Origin of the sequence: Parachlamydia sp., from assembly GCF_050255895.1 — a bacterium.
Lineage (GTDB): Bacteria > Chlamydiota > Chlamydiia > Chlamydiales > Parachlamydiaceae > Parachlamydia > Parachlamydia acanthamoebae.
Genome location: NZ_JBFWIR010000002.1, coordinates 76,182 through 96,166, shown reverse-complemented (window position 1 = coordinate 96,166; position 19,985 = coordinate 76,182). Strand labels below are relative to the sequence as shown.

The 19,985-nt window shown below is 39.1% G+C and carries 14 protein-coding genes and 1 pseudogene; 9 read left to right on the top strand and 6 right to left on the bottom strand.

What is annotated here, in order from left to right; translation table 11 throughout:
* From AB7E63_RS00830 to AB7E63_RS00795, 8 genes and pseudogenes are all read left to right on the top strand, one after another.
* Positions 1–1,541, top strand: a 1,541-nt coding sequence (locus AB7E63_RS00830) for an RHS repeat domain-containing protein (protein WP_428418441.1), incomplete at its 5' end; no start/stop codon positions are given.
* Positions 1,542–1,553: 12 nt separating this feature from the next.
* Positions 1,554–1,808: an Imm32 family immunity protein gene (locus AB7E63_RS00825; protein ID WP_006341986.1), complete on the top strand. Its 255-nt coding sequence runs from the start codon at positions 1,554–1,556 to the stop codon at positions 1,806–1,808.
* 76 nt (positions 1,809–1,884) lie between these two features.
* Positions 1,885–2,617: pseudogene (locus AB7E63_RS00820) on the top strand (IS5 family transposase).
* A 1,063-nt stretch (positions 2,618–3,680) separates the two neighbouring features.
* A complete protein-coding gene (locus tag AB7E63_RS00815) occupies positions 3,681–9,137 on the top strand; it encodes an RHS repeat-associated core domain-containing protein (RefSeq protein ID WP_013925333.1) in 5,457 nt (1,818 codons plus the stop codon).
* The gene (locus AB7E63_RS00810) at positions 9,134–9,661 is read left to right on the top strand and encodes a hypothetical protein (protein ID WP_013925334.1); all 528 of its coding nucleotides are present in this window, start codon (positions 9,134–9,136) and stop codon (positions 9,659–9,661) included. The genes AB7E63_RS00815 and AB7E63_RS00810 overlap by 4 nt, the downstream gene beginning before the upstream one ends.
* Before the next feature lie 52 nt (positions 9,662–9,713).
* Entirely contained in the window at positions 9,714–10,289 is a 576-nt protein-coding gene (locus AB7E63_RS00805) for a hypothetical protein (protein WP_013925335.1), read from the top strand.
* Positions 10,290–10,314: 25 nt separating this feature from the next.
* A complete protein-coding gene (locus AB7E63_RS00800; protein WP_241209014.1) occupies positions 10,315–10,839 on the top strand; it encodes a hypothetical protein in 525 nt (174 codons plus the stop codon).
* A 45-nt stretch (positions 10,840–10,884) separates the two neighbouring features.
* A complete protein-coding gene (locus tag AB7E63_RS00795) occupies positions 10,885–11,436 on the top strand; it encodes a hypothetical protein (protein WP_226987456.1) in 552 nt (183 codons plus the stop codon).
* Between the two features lie 25 nt (positions 11,437–11,461).
* Here AB7E63_RS00795 and AB7E63_RS00790 read toward each other — a convergent pair whose 3' ends face one another.
* Genes AB7E63_RS00790 through AB7E63_RS00775 form a run of 4 tightly spaced genes read right to left on the bottom strand, consistent with a single transcriptional unit; the run spans position 11,462 to position 14,990 of the window.
* Entirely contained in the window at positions 11,462–13,198 is a 1,737-nt protein-coding gene (locus tag AB7E63_RS00790) for a HEAT repeat domain-containing protein (RefSeq protein ID WP_006341989.1), read from the bottom strand.
* Positions 13,195–13,752, bottom strand: a complete 558-nt coding sequence (locus AB7E63_RS00785; protein WP_006341990.1) for an isochorismatase family protein — start codon at positions 13,750–13,752, stop codon at positions 13,195–13,197. Before AB7E63_RS00785 ends, AB7E63_RS00790 begins: the two co-directional genes overlap by 4 nt.
* 18 nt (positions 13,753–13,770) lie before the next feature.
* A complete protein-coding gene (locus AB7E63_RS00780) occupies positions 13,771–14,103 on the bottom strand; it encodes a histidine triad nucleotide-binding protein (protein WP_006341991.1) in 333 nt (110 codons plus the stop codon).
* Positions 14,100–14,990, bottom strand: coding sequence for an MYG1 family protein (locus AB7E63_RS00775; protein ID WP_006341992.1), 891 nt, complete (start codon positions 14,988–14,990; stop codon positions 14,100–14,102). The genes AB7E63_RS00780 and AB7E63_RS00775 overlap by 4 nt, the downstream gene beginning before the upstream one ends.
* A gap of 569 nt (positions 14,991–15,559) precedes the next feature.
* Between AB7E63_RS00775 and AB7E63_RS00770 the strand changes: the two genes are divergently transcribed.
* The gene (locus tag AB7E63_RS00770) at positions 15,560–17,689 is read left to right on the top strand and encodes an LOG family protein (RefSeq protein WP_006341993.1); all 2,130 of its coding nucleotides are present in this window, start codon (positions 15,560–15,562) and stop codon (positions 17,687–17,689) included.
* 3 nt (positions 17,690–17,692) lie between these two features.
* Here AB7E63_RS00770 and AB7E63_RS00765 read toward each other — a convergent pair whose 3' ends face one another.
* Together AB7E63_RS00765 and AB7E63_RS00760 are read right to left on the bottom strand one after the other, a co-directional pair.
* Positions 17,693–18,541: a hypothetical protein gene (locus AB7E63_RS00765; protein WP_013925338.1), complete on the bottom strand. Its 849-nt coding sequence runs from the start codon at positions 18,539–18,541 to the stop codon at positions 17,693–17,695.
* Between the two features lie 3 nt (positions 18,542–18,544).
* Complete coding sequence (locus AB7E63_RS00760; protein ID WP_226987457.1) at positions 18,545–19,672, bottom strand: DUF1207 domain-containing protein; 1,128 nt, start codon at positions 19,670–19,672, stop codon at positions 18,545–18,547.
* Between the last annotated feature and the right edge of the window lie 313 nt (positions 19,673–19,985).

The following is a 19,985-nucleotide window of genomic DNA, read 5'->3' as shown; positions in this document are numbered from 1 at the left end:
ATCAACACGATTCACTCTTTAATCGCTTTGTAAAAGATGATCAACGTTTTGACTTCAATTCACTGAATCAGCTTTTAGGAGACAAACTGAGTGCTTATGCCTATGACCCCAATGGAAATCTATCCGAGCGCCATGATCAAAAATACACGTATGATGCCTGGGATAGATTGCTTTCTGTTACCATCGGCAATATACGTTTTAACTACACCTATGACGATCTAAGTCGGCGCCTTTCTAAAGTTAAATTGCTTTGGGATCCATTAACAGACAATTGGGTGGCACAAGATACACAGTATTTCCTCTACCAAGGAGATAATGAAGTCGGCGTTTGTGATGCAGAGCAACACTTAATGGAATTTAGACCGCTTGGCCATGGACGTGGTGCTGAAATCGGTGCTGCGGTTGCTTTTGAAATTCAAGGACAAGTATATATTCCTTTAACTAACTTTACAGGGCATGTTCAAGTTCTTTTAAACTCTAAAGGTGAACCTGTCGATATCTATCGCTACACAGCTTTCGGAGAAGAAACCATCTTCGATCCATCCGGAGATGTTAAAAAACCGATAACATCTTGGCGTTTCTGTTCCAAACGAACTGATCCAGAAACGGACCTGATTTATTTTGGCAGACGTTACTATGACCCACAAATAGCTCGTTGGATCACTGCTGATCCCCTTGGTTATGAAGCCGGACCTAATCTATATGCATATGTGAATAACAGTCCTTTAACTAGTATTGATTTATTTGGTCTTTCAGAGTGGTCTGAATTTGAAAAAGAGCAGACATTACAAGAAATGCAAGATCGAGAAACTGGATATCAGGCGAGCAAAAATTTTATTAAGGGTGTTTATAACCGGCTTACAAAAGACTATTCAAATGCTCCCCCAGAAATTCTGAATGGGGAATGTTACGATAATTATTCTGCTGGCAAATTAGGTGAATATACTGTCGATGGAATATTTTTAGCAGCGGATGCCGCATTGCTGTATAGCGGCGCTGGGTTAGCCTATAACCTAGGTTCTTTTGCATTAAAAAAAGGTACACAAAGAGTGATACTGCAAGGAATGCAAAAAATTTGGAAAGCAGAAATACTAGAAACTGTGTCGCAGGGATTTAGAAAAGCAGCAACGGCGGAGGCAAATGTCTTACTTGCAAAAGCAGCAGCCATAACTTCACCTACAGCAACAAACACTATTACAGCTACTAAGCATTTATTCCAAAAAACAATTTTATCGAAAAAAAGTACGGTTAGAACATTAGATGCAATAAGTGAACTTGGTCTTAAGAATGGGATGAGATTACCAACAAATAAAGTCTTAGAAATGGCAGAAAAATTTTTGGGAATCGGTTATAAAGAAGCAATTGCAGGAAGTGGGAGATTTGTATCAGCAGATGGAAAAAGAGTTTTTAGAATGGGGTTAAATGACCTATTAGGAAAACACTCAGGAGGACCTCATGTTAATTTTGAACTTTTAGTTCCAAATCTTAAAACAGGAAAGGTCAAAGTTGGCAGAAAAGCTCACATTTATTTAACTGATTAAGAAGGATTAAAAATGGAAATAAAATTAGAAGTGCCAGATTATGGTGAAGATGGATTTATATATAAGTGGGAGCCTGATTCTGAAATTGAAGTTAAGTTTCAAGATAATGTAGTTATTGTAATAGCAAATTCATCAGGTTTAAAATCTTTGGCAAATCACCTTTTGAATTTAGCTCAAGAAAATGTTCCTCAATATTATTATTTTAATTTAGATGAATACAATTCTCTCGAAAAAGGCTCTATTGAATTAATCGTTCAAAAAAAATAAAAAGTAAGACTTTAACTACAGTGTGCCGTCAATTAAGTGATTGACTAGATCATGTAGATATCGAATAAACTAAACGATTTCAAGGAGTTGTTTATTGAGAGATGATCAATGGGAACGGATCAAAGATTTATTGTCTGGGCGAGAGGGGATGTTGGGTGTATTGTTAAAGATAATCTTGAATCGGTACTCTACCGGTATCTAGCAGGTATGTCCTTTAGAGACTAGCCAGAGAGATTTGAGATTGGAAAAATATCCACCGAAGATGGAGCAGGTGGGCTACGAGCGATATTTGGGAAAAAATGTTCAAATATTTAGCCACTGATGCCGATAATGAATACGTGATGATTGATTCTACAATTGTGTGAGCGCATCAATATAGTGTTGGTGCAATAGCGAAGAACCAAGCCATAGGAAAGAGCAAAGGAGGGCTAAGCGCCAAAATTCATGCTACAACAGATGCTTTAGGCAATCCGACCAGTTCTGCTTTAACTCCAGGGAAAGCTCATGATCTAGATGGAGCTGATCTACAACTATCTGAAATCCAGGCTAAAATTGTTATTGCTGATAAAGCATTTAGCGCCGAAGACAGGATAATTCTTCCATTGAAGAAGGCTGGCAAAGGCATCGTAATTCCATCAAAGAGTAATGCTAAAGAACTGAGAGATTATGACAAGCATCTCTATAATTCTAGGCATCTTATTGAGAATTTTTTTTGCCAAGTTAAAAAATACCGAGGGATTGCCACTCGTTATGATAAAACTGTTCGAAACTTTTTATCCGCCATTTATTTAGCAGCTTCTGTGATATGACTTAATTGACGACACGCCTAGCTTTCGAGAGCAATTGCAGTCAGGTAGCAATCTCCCAAGATTTGATGCTCGACTTAGCGGGTGAAATATATTAATCCATTTACATCAAATATGGGGGCAAGGGATATGGGAACCCATATCCCTTTAGAACATATTTATAGATGAGATTGATTTATGAATGAACGCCTTAATTCACTAATAAAATTATTGCTTAATGGTTCTGCTTCCGAAAGAGGCGGTGCCGCAATGGATTTATTTTAATTTGATGACAGTAGAGCTTTAAACGCTTTAATACAAATAGCAAAAAAATGAGGAAAATCCGTGGTTTTAAATTCATGTTGAGAATCTATAGCTTCCATCTGGATCAGGCGAAACCAATTTGATAGTGAATGCTATAAAAATTTGAATAAAAATACTCAAGCAGGAGTAAAAGGGGTTGCCGAATATTTTAAACCCAAATGGAACGAGCTTTTTTAGCTAAATGCTTTATTTATTTGTCTTGTCTGATATCTGAACAGGGCTTTTTAACTAAAATTTTTTGATGCTTTTGAATAGAAAAACATTGCCAAAATTCCCTGTAAATATCCTGTACCAAAAATTGCCGCTCTCCTCACTGAAGCCAGTCCTCTTTCTGGATCCTTCACTACAGTCCATGTTCATTGCCAAGCGACGAAACACCCTCATATTCTCTGCACTGTTTCCTCTATCTGTCAGTGTAATCCTCTTCAAAAAATCACATCAGCTACCCAATGACATTTGTTCTCGATACTCCAATGTTGTCGGATCCATTTAGCAAAATCTTTGGCAGATTTTTGTCTCATTGGCCTGACTTTGATCAAGCAGGCTAGGTTCTTCCATTTGCTATTTTGATAATTCCAATCTCGCCATTTCTGTTCCCATTTGTAATTGACAAATAGAATACTTCAGATGGTGACATTTTTACTTTGCACAAGTGGTGACATTTTCACGTTGCATTTACAAAACAATATTTTTTATTGACACCAATTTTAAAATTTAATATAAAATTGTGCCATTTGAAGAATTTCAACTTCACAGGCAATTCATGAATCGATTAATTCGCTTACTTCTTTCCTTATTTCTCACTGTATCCCCTCTCTTTTCGGAAGAATTTAAAGAGGTAAAACTTCTTCCAAAATCAAATGAAGATTATGAAACACGTGTGACGCAAGCCAATTTTTCAGGTGTCCCCAATGCTTTTGTGGGAGGAATGGTCAATGCGGTTACAGGGGATTTGGCCTTATATGAAGTTGATTTAGTTATTCCAGGCCCCACCCCCATAACGTTTGAACGCTCATACAGCAGTTCCTTTAATAAAAATGGAACCCTTGAATTAGGTTGGAATCTCAACCACTTAACTCGCATAAAAAAGCAACAAGGAAATGCCGTCACTTTAAATGAGGGACAAGGGGCCTTAACGGTATTCCAACGCAGACAAGAAAATGATGAAAAATTCTATGTCTCAAAGCAATCGATCGATCAAGGAATGACAAATTGTGGAAAAGGAGAGATTAGCGGGCGCACGAATACAAAAAATACATATTTAACCCGTAGTAAACTTAAAGAGGGAGGAATCAGACACTACAGGCTTTATGATGGCTCAGGATTACACCATCTCTACAAGAAACTCGATCATTCTCATAATATCAATTACCTCCTAAAACGCACCACTTTTCCAAATGGAAATCTTCTATACTACGATTACAACAAAGACCATGAAATTGCATATTGCTCCCTAAAAAGTGGCACCCAACACTTAACAGGTTTTGGCTTTACCTATGAAAAATACGATATCCACTGTCGCACTAATGTAAACCTAGACGATGGACGCCACATTCATTACCTGTTTTACAAAATTAATGGAGAGTGGTGTTTAAAGAAAGTGGATCGGCCAGATGGCTTAAGTTTGCATTATGAATACCAGAATGGGAAATATGATCGCTTTCCACGTATTAGCAGAAGATGGCTATCATTCACGCGTTATACGGATATCCATTACTGGATGAAAAATGACCCCGTCAGCGACGGCAAAGTTCTTAAGTCGCATGACCGTCAAAGATTTCGTGTAAAATCCCTTGCAGAGCCTGTGGGAGCTGATGATCAACCCATCCAAACCTATCGCTTTCAATATTACCTTAACGCAGAAAACCTAGGTGGACGAACCGAAGTTTTTGACGTTAACTCTAGCAAAACCATTTATTATTACAATGAATTTCAACGTCTTACAGCTCTCGACTACTACGGAGATCGCTCGGATCCCTATCGAAAAGAAAGATTATACTGGGGAAAAGACGCCGACGCAGGAAATGTGATTGCTCAGACCATCTCAGGACCAGAAAATGCATTTAGCATCATCCACTCATTTAACTACGACTCCGCAGGCAACCCCATTGAAGAAGCCTTCCACGGAAATTTAACAGGAAAAAATACGATTTCGCCAAATATTGGAAGCGATGGAAAAACTATAAAAAATGGATGTGAATCTCACACCATTTACCGAACCTTCAGTAATGATCGGTTTAATTTAAAACTATCCGAAACCGAAGGCCCCCAAAAAAACGTTTATATTTATTACAAAGATAAAGACTTACTCAAAACCAAATTTGCCTATGACAACTCCACTCTTAAATCACGCAATTTCTATGAATATAATAGCCGTGGCTTTTTGACTCGAGAAATTATCGATGACGCCACAACAGATACTAAAAATGATCTAACCAACGCAACACAACGCATTATTCGTGAGTTTTCCGAAAGAACCCAAGCTCCATTTGGTCTCACAGAAGAAGAAAAACTCATTTACACTGATCCCAATGGGAATGAAATTTGTGTAAAAAGAATTCGTAATCTCCATAACTCCATCGGAAAACTCTATGAACAACATCATTATGACATTGGAGACAACTTACGTTATCGCTTGCATTGGGAATATGATGCACGCGGAAATATCATTCGAGCCGTCAATGCAAACGGAGAAGAAACATTACGCCAATATGATGAACTCAATCAACTAGTCTATGAACAAGGTCCAAATAAGGCCTTCCACGTGGAATACTCTTACGATTGTGTGGGCAGACTAACTTCGGCTACAACCGTCGATCACAGCACCAATCAACGCTATATCATTAGGCATCAATATGATAAGCGAGGCAATCGCATCTCATCCACAGACTGGTATGGGAATCAAACCCATTATGAATACGATCGATTTGATCGCCTTGTCAAAACAACCCATCCCTCAATTCCTTCTGCTAATGGACAGCTATTTAGGCCTGAAGAAAGGATCGAGTACAATGCCTTAGGTCATATCACTAAAATAACGAATGGCAACGGATACTCTATCGATCAAAAAAATACCATCAGAGGCAAGCCCTTTGAGATCAATTATCCCGACGGTTCCTCTGAGAGGATGACCTACAATTTAGATGGAACCCTTCAAGAAACTATCGATAAAAATGGGATGACCACCCGTTATAGCTATGATTATCAAAAACGTCCCATCCAAATCGAATACATTGCCTCCACAGGAGAAAGCCTCGGCATTCATACCAAAGAATACTCTGCCTTTCACCTGATTCGGGAAATCGATGCGGAAGGCCACGTCACTTCCTACGAATATGATCGTTTAGGACGCCCTAAAGCCGTCATAAAAGCAGATGCAGCGATTTACAACACTTATGATACTCTTGGAAGAAAAGATACCGTAAAAACATTTTACGGACACACCTCAGGCGATTATACATTAGAAGTTTTTGAATATGATTCAAAAGATCGGATCGTTGCAGAAAGGACAGAAGATGATCAAGGAAATATCCTGCGCAAACAAACCTATGTTTATGATGCCAGCGGCAATAAATTACAAGTCAGCACCTATTCGGATGCCGGTGTGGGAACAACATATTTCACTTATAATTTTAATAATCAGCCCACAAAAATCGTCGATCCGGACAACAACATCACCTTGATCAATTATCGATATGACTATCGAGATGCTTATAACATGGTCGTCCCCTATTCTGAATCAATTGATCCTCAAGGAAATGTCACCATTAGCATAGGCAATGCGCGTGGAAAGACTGCCAAAATTCAGAAAAAGAATGGAATGGGTCAAGTCATTCAGGAAAGAGATTTTTTCTATGACGGTGCCGGACAGCTCATCCAGACACAAGAAAAAGTCTTTAAGCTAGATGCGTATGATAGACAAGTCGTAACGCAATGGACCTATGATCCGATCGGTCAAATGACAAGCTGCATAGAAGCTGTCGGAACTCCAGAGCAAAAAACCACCTGCCATGCTTACAATAACTGCAGCCAGAAAGTCGTCACATACAAGCCAGATGGAAATCAAATCGCCTATGCCTACGATGCCAAAGGCCGCTTAGCAACAGTCACATCAACAGACCAAACCATCAGCTATGCCTACACTTACAATTTGAATGATATCCCCATTTTGGTAGAGGATTTAATTCATCAAACGCAAAGTCAAAAAACCTATGACAGTAACAACAATCTCATTGAAGAAATACTAGGCAATGGAATCAAACTCTCGTACGCGTACGATCGACAAGGAAGACTTCTGGCAACCACCTTGCCAGATCAAAGCTCAATCGTCTATATGTATAATGCCGTTGATCTCCTTGCAGTCAAAAGGCTCTCATCATCAGGAGAAAAGCAATACGAGCAAACCTATCAATATGATTTAGGCGGAAATCTTAGGGAAAAGCAACTCCCCTTCAATTTAGGAACCGTTACGCAAAGTTACGACTTGCTCAATCGACATCGCTCGATACAGTCCTCTTATTTTAGTGAGCTAGATGTTCAGTACGATTCCGTAGGAAATTTGACCTCACAGCTGTTTAAAGATCCCATAGGTGAAACTCCATGTAAATACAGCTATGATCACCTTTACCAACTTAGCCGTGAAGATTCCGTTTCTTCACATACCTATCAACATGACTCGCTCTTAAATCGATTTACAAAAGACGAACAAATCTTTGATTATAATTCTCTAAATCAACTCTTAGGCGACAAATTGGGTGCTTATACCTACGATCGCAATGGCAATCTAGCCGAGAAGTATGATCAAAAATATGCCTACGATGCTTGGGATCGCTTAATTTCTGTCACGACGGAAAATAACCGATTTACCTATGTGTACGATGACTTAAATAGACGCCTTTGTAAAGAAGCCGCACGATGGGATCCCTTCACAAATGAATGGACAGCCGAGGAAAAGCAATATTTTCTCTACCAAGGGGAAAATGAGATCGGTTCTTGTGATGAAGATTACAACATGCAGGAATTACGCGTCCTTGGAAGTGGTAGAGGGGCAGAAATTGGAGCTTCCATTGCATTAGAAATCGGAGGAGAAACCTACATTCCCCTTTGTAATTTCGCAGGAAATACGCAAGTCTTGCTGAATACTTCAGGAGAACCCGTCGACATCTATCGCTATACGGCTTTTGGAGAAGAAGTCACTCTAGATGCATCCGGTGCTACGAAAAACCCAACTACGGCCTGGCGATTCAGCTCTAAACGATATGACCCTGAGACTGGTTTCATATATTTTGGGAGACGTTACTACGATCCTAAGATAGCAAGATGGATCACCGCTGACCCTCTTAGCTTCGATGCAGGACCCAATCTCTACGCATATGTCAATAATAGCCCGCTCACACATATTGATCTCTACGGTCTGTGGGTAGATTGGCTTGATCAAAGAAGAGAAAGGGATACACAAGAACGGATTAAAAATTCTTCTTCGGCAAGTAGAGCAAGAGATCGAGATGAACCAAGCCAAGGCGACGGCACACATAAATACGCTTCTAAAGTTAGAGAAGATTTTCTTTTTGAATGTATACTACCTGGCTGTGAACAAGTTCAATCATATGACTTAAGTGATGAAGGACGTCCTGAGATTCCAGACAAGCAAATTTGTGTTGAAACGGGAGTATTAACTGGTCTTAAGGAATCAAAAAATATAGCAAGGTATGTATCCGATCTTATTAAAGGATATGATGTACACGGTGTTTCAAATCCCTCACGATTTATATTTGATTTTGTTGAGTGCGCTCTTGGCTTAATGAAAATTGCCACAAAACCAGTAAAAGGATTACACGAACATTGGGATAATTTTTTTGCAAGTGCATCTTCCTCTGCTAAAATATTAGTTGTATGTCATAGTCAAGGGGCTATTCACGTAAGAAATGCGCTATTAAGTTATAATAAGGAATTGAGAAATAGAATTCTTGTTTTAGCAATTGCCCCTGCAGCTTATATTAGCAAAAGTATTTGTGCCGATGTTCAGCATTATCGAGCAAAAGCATGGAGAGATTTAGTTCCCAGAGTTGATATACTTGGCGCACGAAAAAATCGAGGAACAATAACAACCCTTGATTCACATCCAGATGCCGAGTGGTTTGACCATTCCTTTGTAAGTCCTACATATGAAAAAGTATTAAAAAAGCATTTAGAAAACTTTACAACCCATGGAACATTATGAAGTATCTATACACCTTATTTTCTTTATTGATTTTTGTTTTTCAAGGATGTTCCCTTAATAGTTATGAAAGTTCCCCTTATTTTAAAGAAGAAGAGCTCTTTTTAGATAAAATTCGAAAAACAGGAATACGTTTTGCCTCTAAATATAATATAACATTTGCAGGGCAAACCACAACTTCTCCAGGAGGAATTATAGAACGTGCGGGTTTGATTTTTACCACCAAAGAAAATTTTAGCAAAGAATTGCTACGTCAGATTTTGGTAGACTGTTCAATGGAACTTCTCAGCCAAATGAATTCGAATCCAAACGTACAGCCTTTTGTAGAAAGGTTTCCTCTTACTATTAGAAACGTTAAAATCGTCATTCATAACAAAGACAAAACAAATAGAGATATTTTTTTTCCCGATACTTCAACAGCTAGCTTAGAAAATGGACTACTTTTATTTGATTCATGGACACGTGGTTTACTAAAAATTGAAGAAAAGTCTCAAGAAACCTTTGAAGAAGCTTTAAAAAAACTTTGAAAATTAAACGAACAAACAAACATTAAAAACACAAATATTTTACAGGTGAAACATGAAAATCCTACTAATTTTTATTGCATTAATTACCACTATAACAGTTGAGTGCTCGATATTTTTAAGCGGCGCTTCAAAAGAAAACATTTATCTAAATCAAATTTTAAACCAAGCAACTACAATAATTAAACAAAAACACGACTTATACCCTTGCGGAACGATTATTGCAATGCCGGATGGGGTAGTCAAAGAATTAGGTTTATGTTTTAATACACACGAGAAACTTTCCGAAGAACAGCTCAGAAGCCTTGTAATTGATTGCGCGACTGAACTATTAAATCAAATTAATAACAATCCCAATATTCAACCTTTTTTAGTGAAAAGACCTTTCACGATTAAAGAAACCCAAATCATCATATACAACGAAAATAAAGATAGACGAATAGAGATCTACTATCCTGACACGTCAAGCGTACAGATATTAAAAGGCATTTTGTCAATCAGAAAACAAAGCCCAGAATCCAAAAAAATTGAATACTTTTTGGAAGAAACATACGAAGAAGCCTTAGAAAAAATAAAAATGGCATCTTTAAACGATACAGGCATTCCAAAATGCAACACTGATACGCAGTAATAAAATTGATGAAACATTTGTGGTGATGCTCAATTGTCTAGCTAGAAGCCAGATAGATTTTATTCCTCTAATTGATTTTTTTTGGATGGGAAAATTAAAAGAGCAACGACGATTCTTAATCCAGTCTTACGTGACTTGGTACTTTATGATATTTTTATTTATATTGCTGATTTTTACAACTGGCTGCACTTATCCCACCAAAGACTATTTTTCCATTCCAAAAGAAGATCTAATAATAGAGGATCTACTTAGCAAAACCGAAAAAAAAATTGTAAAAAAATATGGCAATAAGCTCAAGTTTTGTGGGATTCACGTCATAAATACCGGTGATTTTATCGAAAGAATTGGTTTAATGTTTAATACTCGTCAACCTCTTTCAAAAGAAGAATTACGTGAAATACTTGTAGAAAGTGCTCATGAACTTTTGTACCAAGTTAATAATTGCATAAGCATTCTTCCATATCTGAAAAATATACCATTCGGCATTGAAGATATTCAAATTGTGATTTTCAATAATTACGGTGATGGCAGAAGTGTTTTACACATATGAAGAAGCTTTAGAAATAATGAACTCTCCACAAACTGACGGCCAAAAATGAAAGTAACATTCCCCTTTATCATTTCAATCTCATTGATTCTAACAGGATGCACTCCTCTAGATGAATGCGTGTGGATGCCGGAAACTTTTTTATCCGATTCCATTGTGCGTTCTGCAAATGCCCTAATTGAAGAGAAATTCGCTCTAATTCCATGCGGATCGAGCACCGAAACCTCTAACTACCAGATAGAAAAGATCTCCTTATCTTTTACTTCGCTAACCCCTCTTTCTCTTGAAGAACTAAGAAAACTTTTAATGCGTTGTTCAGAGGAAATAGTCCATTTGATCAATTCTCAAGAAACTTACTGCCTGTTCCTGAAAAATATTCCTTTCTCACAGGAAGATTTAAAGATTGCCATTCATAATTGCAGAACAGATGATAATGAAGATCCTTCTCAAATCATTTTCGCAATTCTATCAGGGCAAGTTTTAACGTATCAAAGCAATGAGTCCAAATACACTGAAACCTATGACAGAGCAATCAAAAAGATTTTCACCGGGGCTTCAGGAACTGACCTAAGTGAAGATTACTCATCCGAAGATGAATAAATTTTATGGACAAATGTATGCCCTTTTAATGGTATAGGCATTGTAAAAGAGAAGATGCCGCAATGATCCGCAATGATTGAAAAGGCTCTTCCAATTGCTCGATCAAAAAGGGAATGGATGTCTCGGATCCAACTCTTCCCAATCCTTCCAAGATTTTTTCTTTCAGATCGCGCGATGCCTGCGGATAGGCTGCTTGCAGGGTATTGATCGCTTTCTCCCCTCTTCCCCATAGGGCTAAGATTAAGGCGGCTTGAATGTGGATTTGGGGATCTGGATCATCAATTAAGGTTTCAATGATGGATAATGCTTCTTCGTCACCTTCTGTCAAAAGCAGGATGGATGCCATCCCCGATACACCCCATCGCTTTTCTTTTAAGAAATGTTTGATGGCTTCTTGCGCTTTTGGGGATTCCATAATGGCCAAAATATTTAGAATCTCTAAGCGGGTGGATTGATCTACGCTTTCAGGGTAGCATGGAATGTCTTCATCGTGTTTGATTGTACTTGCTGCTAAAGCTTTAAATACCCCAAATTCTTCCCACATCCATCTTTCAGGGTGTTCCTTCAAGCCTTCTTCTAAGATCGCACAGGCTTTCTCAACGTCAATTTGCTGATGGATAAGCCCTAACGCTGCATTGAGTCTGACAAATGGAGCATTATCTCTCCTTAAAGCATATTGAAGGAGAGGAATTCCATATTTGCCTGTCGAGGATAATGCTCCTGCTGCTTTCACCTGAATTTCTTGCTCAGGATTCTTTAATAACTGCTTAAAAACAATTTCTCCCTGTGGATGTTCTGTCAACACCAAAATCCAAGCGGCTGGTATCACCACTTCAGGATCTCGATCATTCACCAATCGCAATGCACTGCGGATGGTTTGTTCACGATATTTTTCTGTTCGTCCTAATAATCCTAATACTTGCAAAGCGATTGCGCGTACTTGTGCATGTGAATCTGTTGTCAGGTATAGCATTTCGTCGAGCTCATCGATGAGAGACCATCGATAGACCAGCTGGCAGGCAAGCAAGCGCAATCCAACCCGATTGCTTCGCACGAGTTCATGTAATTGCTCATGCGAGATGGATTCCACCATGGTTGAAAGAGCGATGGCTGCAGATATTTTTTCTTCCAGCATGCTTTTATCATCTGTCAAAATCTTGATGAGATCTGGCTTTGCATCGAAAATTTTCATCTCCCCTGCTGCTTGAATGGCTTCTTGATAGACTTTCCAGTTTTTTTCCTGTCTGAGAACCAACAGAATATTTTTACACAGGATATCGTCGCGCATATTGGCTGATAACTCAACGATGGCTCTTCGAATAAATGCATTTGAATCATTAAAATGGCGGGCCAGCAGACTTACTCCTCGGGCATCTTGACTGAAAAAGGCGGCAAGAAGCGAAATCACTCTTATAATGGGTGATGATGACGCAGCTCCTTTGTGAATAACTCCCCAAGCAATTTCTTCTGAAATTTGTCTTGAATCTCGATCAGGTGCCAATTGCTGGTAGGCTTTCCAAATCGCCAATATCTCCTTTTCATCCCCTTTTGCTGACAGCGCATGGATATAAGCTTTATGAATGGGGATTGAATGGGGAAAAGCCTGAATCCCTTGTAGGGCTTCAGAACAGGCTTCATCAGTATCATTTAAAACTAAATGAGCGTGGATGCGCTTAACAATGATGTCTTCGCTCCATTCTTGCGAAGAGAGTATTTGGCTGGAATACAAACAAAGTGCTAATGCAAAGAAGATGCATTTCATTTCACAAGCTGACTAATTTGCTTAAATTCAGGTGCTGCGGCATCTTGTAATAGCTCAAACAAGACAGTTTCGACACAGCTGATCCGCGCTCCGCAATCACGCATTTCTGCAATGGCTGTGGAAAAATTGTAGATGGATCGTGAAGAAATGGCGTCATTCAACACGACAATTTCATGATTCTTAGAAAGTAAGTCTTTTGCCGTTTGCAAGACACAAATGTGGGCTTCTATTCCAATTAGAATCCATTGAGAAATTTTATGCTGATTAGCAAAATCCAAAAATGACTGCTCATTTGCACACGAAAAAGCTGTCTTTTCAACGATAGTTTGGTCCTGTGGCAAGGCATTTTTTAGCTTTGCAACGGTTTGTCCTAAGCCCTTTGGATATTGCTCTGTCACCAAAATGGGCATGTTTAAGATTTTAAATCCTTCTACAACTTGCAGCATGGCATGTAAAACTTCGCATGAGCGTTCGATATAAGGGTACAAACGTTCTTGAACATCAATGACTAACAATCCTGTTTGATGGCGCGCGAGCTTAAAATTTTGCATCATGATCCCTAAATATTTTCGTTATGCCAAATGACCTAATTGACGTCCGCCAATCAAATGAAAGTGTAAATGAAAGATTGTTTGCCCGGCTAATGGGCCATTATTTGTTAATAACCGGTATCCTTCTAGAATATCGAATTGTACGGCTAATTGCTGGGCCACTTGCACAACCTCTCCAATTAAAGGAAGATCTTCCGCAGTGACTGATTGCAAATCAGGGATTTCTTTTTTCGGAACAATTAATAAATGAACAGGAGCTGACGGATGGATATCCTTAAAAGCGATGATTCTTTCATTTTCAAATACTTTATCACAAGGCAATTCGCCATTAATGATTTTCGCAAATATGGTCATAACATCCTTTTTTCTTTGTGAAGAGTATAATCCAAAGCATTTAGTGCATCTTCACGTGTTTCCCAAACAGAAATAAAACGACCTTTGTGGCAAAAAATAGCCCCATCGATTCCGGAAATTTTCTTAAGCTCTTCATCAATCAACCCAGCCCATTCTTGTGGTAAAGGAAAACGCACATTCATCCGATCTTCATAGTTTGGTGGAATACCGCGTAATTTCCAATGGCTTCCAGAAGGCATGATTACAAACTTGGCGGGATGATTAACTCCATCGAGTTCGAAAAAAATCTCTAGCCATGGAATCCCTTTTTCGAAGATCAAGCACTCAGAGTATTTATTCATGGTTTCTTCAACCACTTGTCTGCAAGATTGTGTGTAACAATACCTTTCCCACAATCGTTTCAAATGTCCGAAAGCAAACTCCAACGCTTCAAAGAAGGCTTTATTTTGTACGTCTGGAGAAGCGTTATGTTCGATAGGAGTAAAATTCGAGACGACGTGTGAATAGGTGCATAAGCCTTGAATTTGTGGGTCATTTCCATTATCGGAAGCATCGACTCCCAGAATCAAAGCATGGTTAAAAAATTGGTATTCGTTGGTTTTGAGGATTCCCTGATCTTTTAAATAGAGTAAAATCATCCCCGCACTACTCATCATTCCTTGATATTGGACTTGATGATGGTCGAATAACTTTTGTGCGGGATCATAAATGCCGCCCACATCACAAACGTATTCACAGCGAGAGAGTTGATCGAGAGAACGGGTTCGCAGAATTTTATCTGAATCGATTAAATCAAAAAGCAAGAGCAGCGCGCACGCCGTCACCTCATCTGCATGAAATGTTCCGTCGTGAGTTCCTAAGCTTCTTGGCGCTTTTTGATCTTCCATGAGTGGCCTCAAAGTATCTGTCAGGCAAACATGACACCTTATCAATTCTTGTAGCCCTGCGGGCAATAAGATTTTGCTGCCTTCTTAAAAAATGGGCATTATGGCACAACGGGATTTTATGCAAAAGCTTAACCTGATGAGAAATTTAATTTCTGATTCCTAGATCTTTAACCCTTAAGTTATAAACAAAATATCTAATTGAAAAAATAGGACTTAGATTTTTTTTAACCTCTCCGCACATTTACACATAATACGCTTATAGTTATGCTCTTAAAGCAAAATTAATTCTGCTTACCTACATTTTCGACTGTGTTTCCCCTAGAGGATTTCACATAAAGCCATTTTTTACGAACATCTTATTAACAAAGAATCCACAAAAAAAACCGCAGAGAGTGAGGGATTTCCCAATTTAGGCGAACAAAAAGCGCTACAAAAGCTAGGTTGCCATTTCTAATAAACCTTTTTGCTCTATTTAAACAGAGCATTGCACTCTCTAAAATTACTCGTCGTAAATCTATGCTTACACTATGATGAGAAATTCTTAAAAATTACGGGTAAAAAGCTATCCTATGGAATTTGATTTTGATTATTCTTATCCAGATTTAATAACACCTGACGGCTGCATTACATCTATTAAAAAAATTGATGAAAGAACGTCTGAAGCTGTTGTCTTTATTGAGCATATTCCCCCTGTGTTTGTGGGATATCGCATAGACCCTTCGCTTGTATTCTTCAACATTAAAAGTACTTTGGCCCAATTAGGCATCGACGGAGTGAATCGATCGATTCAACTCAATCAAAAAAGTGGCTGTGCAGAAGTGCTTGTCGAACTGAAAGCTTACGGAACTCTAGCTGTAGAAATGCTCAACCTTTTAGAAATTGGTGCTTACGTTGGTAAACTTTTTGCAGCAGATGATCGTCGCAGAGTTCGCAATCCAGACTATTTATCGCGTATGTTTGGTAGAGCCGATAGATGGGGCAAGCCACTCCTTTCATTAGGTGGTTTGCATGGGAGCAATGACCTTATTTTAGAAAAAGTCGATGGACGCACCGTAGCCTATCTTTCCCTGCAGCATGGGCGCGTGCAATACGATCCAACAACTTATGGTTTTTTACCGACTATCGCAAAAGCACTCATTAGCAAAACGCCCATGCGAGATATGCTACGCTTACATCAGGAATGGAAATCCCATCTTCCAAGAAATCTCGAAGGAGACGAAATTCTGCTCGTTAAAACACTTCCTTTACATATTCGAACTGTTTTCGGAAGAGTCGTCAATGAACTCCTATCTCAAGGGTATCAACATACATCCGCATCAGTTCTTCAGCCAGATACAACTGCCTCAGGAGATATTTACGAACTATTTGGTAAAAGCGTCCGGGAAATCACCGATATTCCCCTAGAATTTTATACATTGGAACCCTATCGAGAGCATGTCTTTTTTTCCGATCGGGATCAATTGCAAATTTCTCTTGAAGATAGCAATGCCCTCTTCAAAGCATTTTCGACCGCTCCCACTCCAATTGAGAACAAAGCCTCTGTTTTTGTTGTGAAAGGTGAGCAGTTACTTTCTTTGAAACCAGAAGATTGGATAAGCCGAGAAACACGTTTTCATGACTTTCCTGGCCAAACGCAATCCAACCGCCAAGCATTGATGGTGGAAAGATATATTGAACAACAACCTGCATACCCTTTTTTAAAGGCCATTGATGCAGGCTACATCACAAGCCAAGGTATTTTATTAACCCGTTATTTCCCATCCCCTTTGATGAAGCGGATGCTATTGGGCGACCAAATTCAACGCTGCTTAAAGGGCATCTACTTTCAATATCCTTCACGCAATCATGGGATGTTTTTTTCTGCAGAAGATCGTGCTCTTTTACACGACCTCAATAAATTTGGAATTCCTGTTTATTGGGTCGATGAAATAAGTGGAAAAATTTTGCAATTCACAGAAAAAACTTCCCGAGATTCAGGGATGTTCGTTCCATTAGACCAAGTCGAGACATTTCTACGCGCAACAGTCTTTGGGATTTACGGCTCAAATCTCTTAAAAGGCAATTTCGACAAAGAATTAGAACTTCTTCTCCAAGGTGTCCTTGAAATGCGAAAAGAGATGGAACACCCTCTCTTGCACGCTGCGACTCCTTTAGCATTAGTGACGGGAGGCGGACCTGGAGCAATGGAGATTGGGAATTATGTCGCGACAAAGCTCAATATTCTATCCTGCGCAAATGTGGTCGATTTTAGGCAGAAAGATCATTCTGTCGTCAATGAGCAAAATCAAAACCCCTATGTTCAAGCTAAGATGACCTATCGGCTAGATAAGTTGGTTGAGCGTCAGGCCGAATTTCTTCTCGATTTCCCCATCTTTTTAACCGGCGGTGTGGGCACTGATTTTGAATATTGCCTTGAAGAAGTTCGACGTAAAGTAGGCTCCATCAATCCTTCTCCAATGTTATTATTTGGTGAAAAGGAATATTGGAAAGATAAAATCACATCTCGTTTTCGCTGTAACTTAGAAAGTGGCACAATTATGGGATCTGAATGGCTAAGCAATTGCTTTTACTGCATTCAGAATGCCCAACAAGGATTAAAAGTTTATCACGAGTACTTTTCAGGAAAACTCCCGATAGGAAAAGATGGCCCTATTTACGATGAGGGATTTGTCGATACAAGCCTCCTATTCAAAGACTAAGCTCTATTGATGGGCTCTAGACTTTTGATCGTTGTAAAATGCGACGCGTAAAAAGGGAGCCAATTCGCTTTTGGGCACGAGCGCATCTAAGTGCGCAATTGGATGCTCAAATGCATTTAAGTAGTTTGGATAGCTCGTTTCCAAAATATTATGCCAATAATTTCTGGCATAGTGGGGATGTCTTTCTAAAAAACTTTGTATTTCTGCATAGGTTGGCTCCAGTGCATTAATGGCATCTCCTTCGATGAAATAGTTTTTCCAACCTTGAAAGGCTAAACGAACCACTTGTGGAAGCTGTTCTTGAGAAAGAGGATTTAAATCCTCTTCTGTAATCCGATCCATATGTTGAACCAAATCTCGATAACCTTGTGGAGCTTTTGTCCAATAGACAGGCTGCCACTCATCGGCCTCTCTCAAAAATCTTTTAAACTCTTCTTTTGGAATTACTCGCGGAGAAAACTCTGGTCTTAAAAAGAGATCCCACACGTGATAGAGAAAAATTAATTCTGGAGGCGCCACAACATATTGCTCTGCCGCGGCTGGATCCACACCCACTTTTTCTAGATATAAGAACCCTGGGAGATAGGATGTTTTTTCTTTCACATTGGCGCGCATGTGGTCGGTGAATTGCCACAAAAATAGGGACATATCCCGATTTGTCACCTGTAAAAAAGGGCTTTCTTGATATTGGAGGCTCATCTCTTGATTATACCAAGAAGAGATGAGCCACAACATAGACGACACAAGTAAAACAATACCTAACGAAATCCAAAAAGGACGTGGATTTTTCGGATATTCTTCCTGAATAAAATCCTTTTCTGAAAGCCCTTGATTATTCCCGTTAGGAGTCATGCTTTAATATCCATAGACGATACGAATACTAAAGTAATTATTTGCATATCGTTCAAACTGTCCATCAACAGAATAGCCATCATGATATTCAGCGAAGAGGCGCACTTTTTTGCATCGTCCGCAGATTTTCCCCCACTCATACCCTAAAGCATAGGTCATATCGACATGCTTCTTAAAATCGGCTTTATAGCGGCAATGCATGGCATAAAAAGGGACACCATACAGTTGCTGCCGGTGATCAATAAAGCCAAGTCCTTCTAATCTAAGCTCAGCTCCTGCCTCAGCATAAATACGACGCGTTTTGAATGATTCATCTTGGTGCAAAATTCCCCCAACAAGACCATAAAAGCGAATCTCATCTGTGAAATCATGCGACACAGAAAAATCTAAAAATTCAGCACTCGGGTTGCGACGGTCAAAGCATGGGTGCTCTAACAAAAATTCATCCCCGATATGTGAGGAGATGTGAAAGGCGCGCAACCTAAAAGACCACTTGTCGATCGCATAGGTAATGGGAATGGCGACATAGTAGTCTGCGTTAATTAATGGAGCGGATTCTTGCAAGGGTGCAAAAACGGCCCATAAAGCACCTTCAATCTCGATTTGCATTTGTCCACACCATGGCCAAACATAGAACCATCGGTAGAGCGGCAAAGTATCCCCATAAGAAACATCAATAACATTTTTAGCTAACGCTTGGTCATTAAAACGCCAACCCACCGAATAGCAAACCTGATGCGGATCCGCAATAAAAGGCCTGAAGAGAATAGGATCTTCTGGCAGCCAAACCCCCGTTAAACCATAGCGAGTACCTCTTGCGCGTTCAGATAAAGTAAAATCGTAGTAATCCCAGGGTGCTCCGTGAGAATAGTGGTGCCAACGTTTCCAATGTGCATAGCTTTCATTATCATTTTCTACACATTCATTTTGGCATTCTTCTTGATTGGTTTGTTCTTGGCGTTCTCCGTAGCCATAGCCTTCATGGGCTTGTTCATGGTCTGGTTGTAATGAGAATTCATTTAAGAATGCATCATTTGATTCCTCTGTTGCTTGTGCATCTGCAAAAAGAAAAGAAGTCGCTCCCATCCAGGTTAAGAAGACTAAACACGTTTTTTGAACGATCTTGCTCATCTGAGTTCCCATTTTATTAGTTTCCAGCTTTCTTGCATCAATTCAAGCAGGTGTTGTGCTATTCGAAATGCAATAAAAAAATAAATCTATAATGGATCTGAAAAAAAAGAGAAAGATAAAAAGCACATTTGTCGATATTGCCTGAAGATTACCTATAAACGCGTTTGCTTTGCCTGAAATATTTTGTCAACATGGTTCTACTGCTAATAGATTTGTAATCAATGCCCTAAACAACATCTTAAAAAACAAACTTTCATTTTAACTGAATAAAATAATTGAGCGAAATCGTTTATTTTGATATTTTTTTCGCATT

What these genes read in the sequence shown, in the direction of transcription:
- AB7E63_RS00810 (WP_013925334.1), top strand. Translation starts at nt 9,134, where the DNA reads ATGAAGTATCTATACACCTTATTTTCTTTATTGATTTTTGTTTTTCAA.
- AB7E63_RS00815 (WP_013925333.1), top strand. Translation starts at nt 3,681, where the DNA reads ATGAATCGATTAATTCGCTTACTTCTTTCCTTATTTCTCACTGTATCC.
- AB7E63_RS00765 (WP_013925338.1), bottom strand. Translation starts at nt 18,541, where the DNA reads ATGACTCCTAACGGGAATAATCAAGGGCTTTCAGAAAAGGATTTTATT.
- AB7E63_RS00760 (WP_226987457.1), bottom strand. Translation starts at nt 19,672, where the DNA reads ATGAGCAAGATCGTTCAAAAAACGTGTTTAGTCTTCTTAACCTGGATG.
- AB7E63_RS00775 (WP_006341992.1), bottom strand. Translation starts at nt 14,990, where the DNA reads ATGGAAGATCAAAAAGCGCCAAGAAGCTTAGGAACTCACGACGGAACA.
- AB7E63_RS00795 (WP_226987456.1), top strand. Translation starts at nt 10,885, where the DNA reads ATGAAAGTAACATTCCCCTTTATCATTTCAATCTCATTGATTCTAACA.
- AB7E63_RS00780 (WP_006341991.1), bottom strand. Translation starts at nt 14,103, where the DNA reads ATGACCATATTTGCGAAAATCATTAATGGCGAATTGCCTTGTGATAAA.
- AB7E63_RS00825 (WP_006341986.1), top strand. Translation starts at nt 1,554, where the DNA reads ATGGAAATAAAATTAGAAGTGCCAGATTATGGTGAAGATGGATTTATA.
- AB7E63_RS00800 (WP_241209014.1), top strand. Translation starts at nt 10,315, where the DNA reads ATGCTCAATTGTCTAGCTAGAAGCCAGATAGATTTTATTCCTCTAATT.
- AB7E63_RS00790 (WP_006341989.1), bottom strand. Translation starts at nt 13,198, where the DNA reads ATGAAATGCATCTTCTTTGCATTAGCACTTTGTTTGTATTCCAGCCAA.
- AB7E63_RS00785 (WP_006341990.1), bottom strand. Translation starts at nt 13,752, where the DNA reads ATGATGCAAAATTTTAAGCTCGCGCGCCATCAAACAGGATTGTTAGTC.
- AB7E63_RS00770 (WP_006341993.1), top strand. Translation starts at nt 15,560, where the DNA reads ATGGAATTTGATTTTGATTATTCTTATCCAGATTTAATAACACCTGAC.
- AB7E63_RS00805 (WP_013925335.1), top strand. Translation starts at nt 9,714, where the DNA reads ATGAAAATCCTACTAATTTTTATTGCATTAATTACCACTATAACAGTT.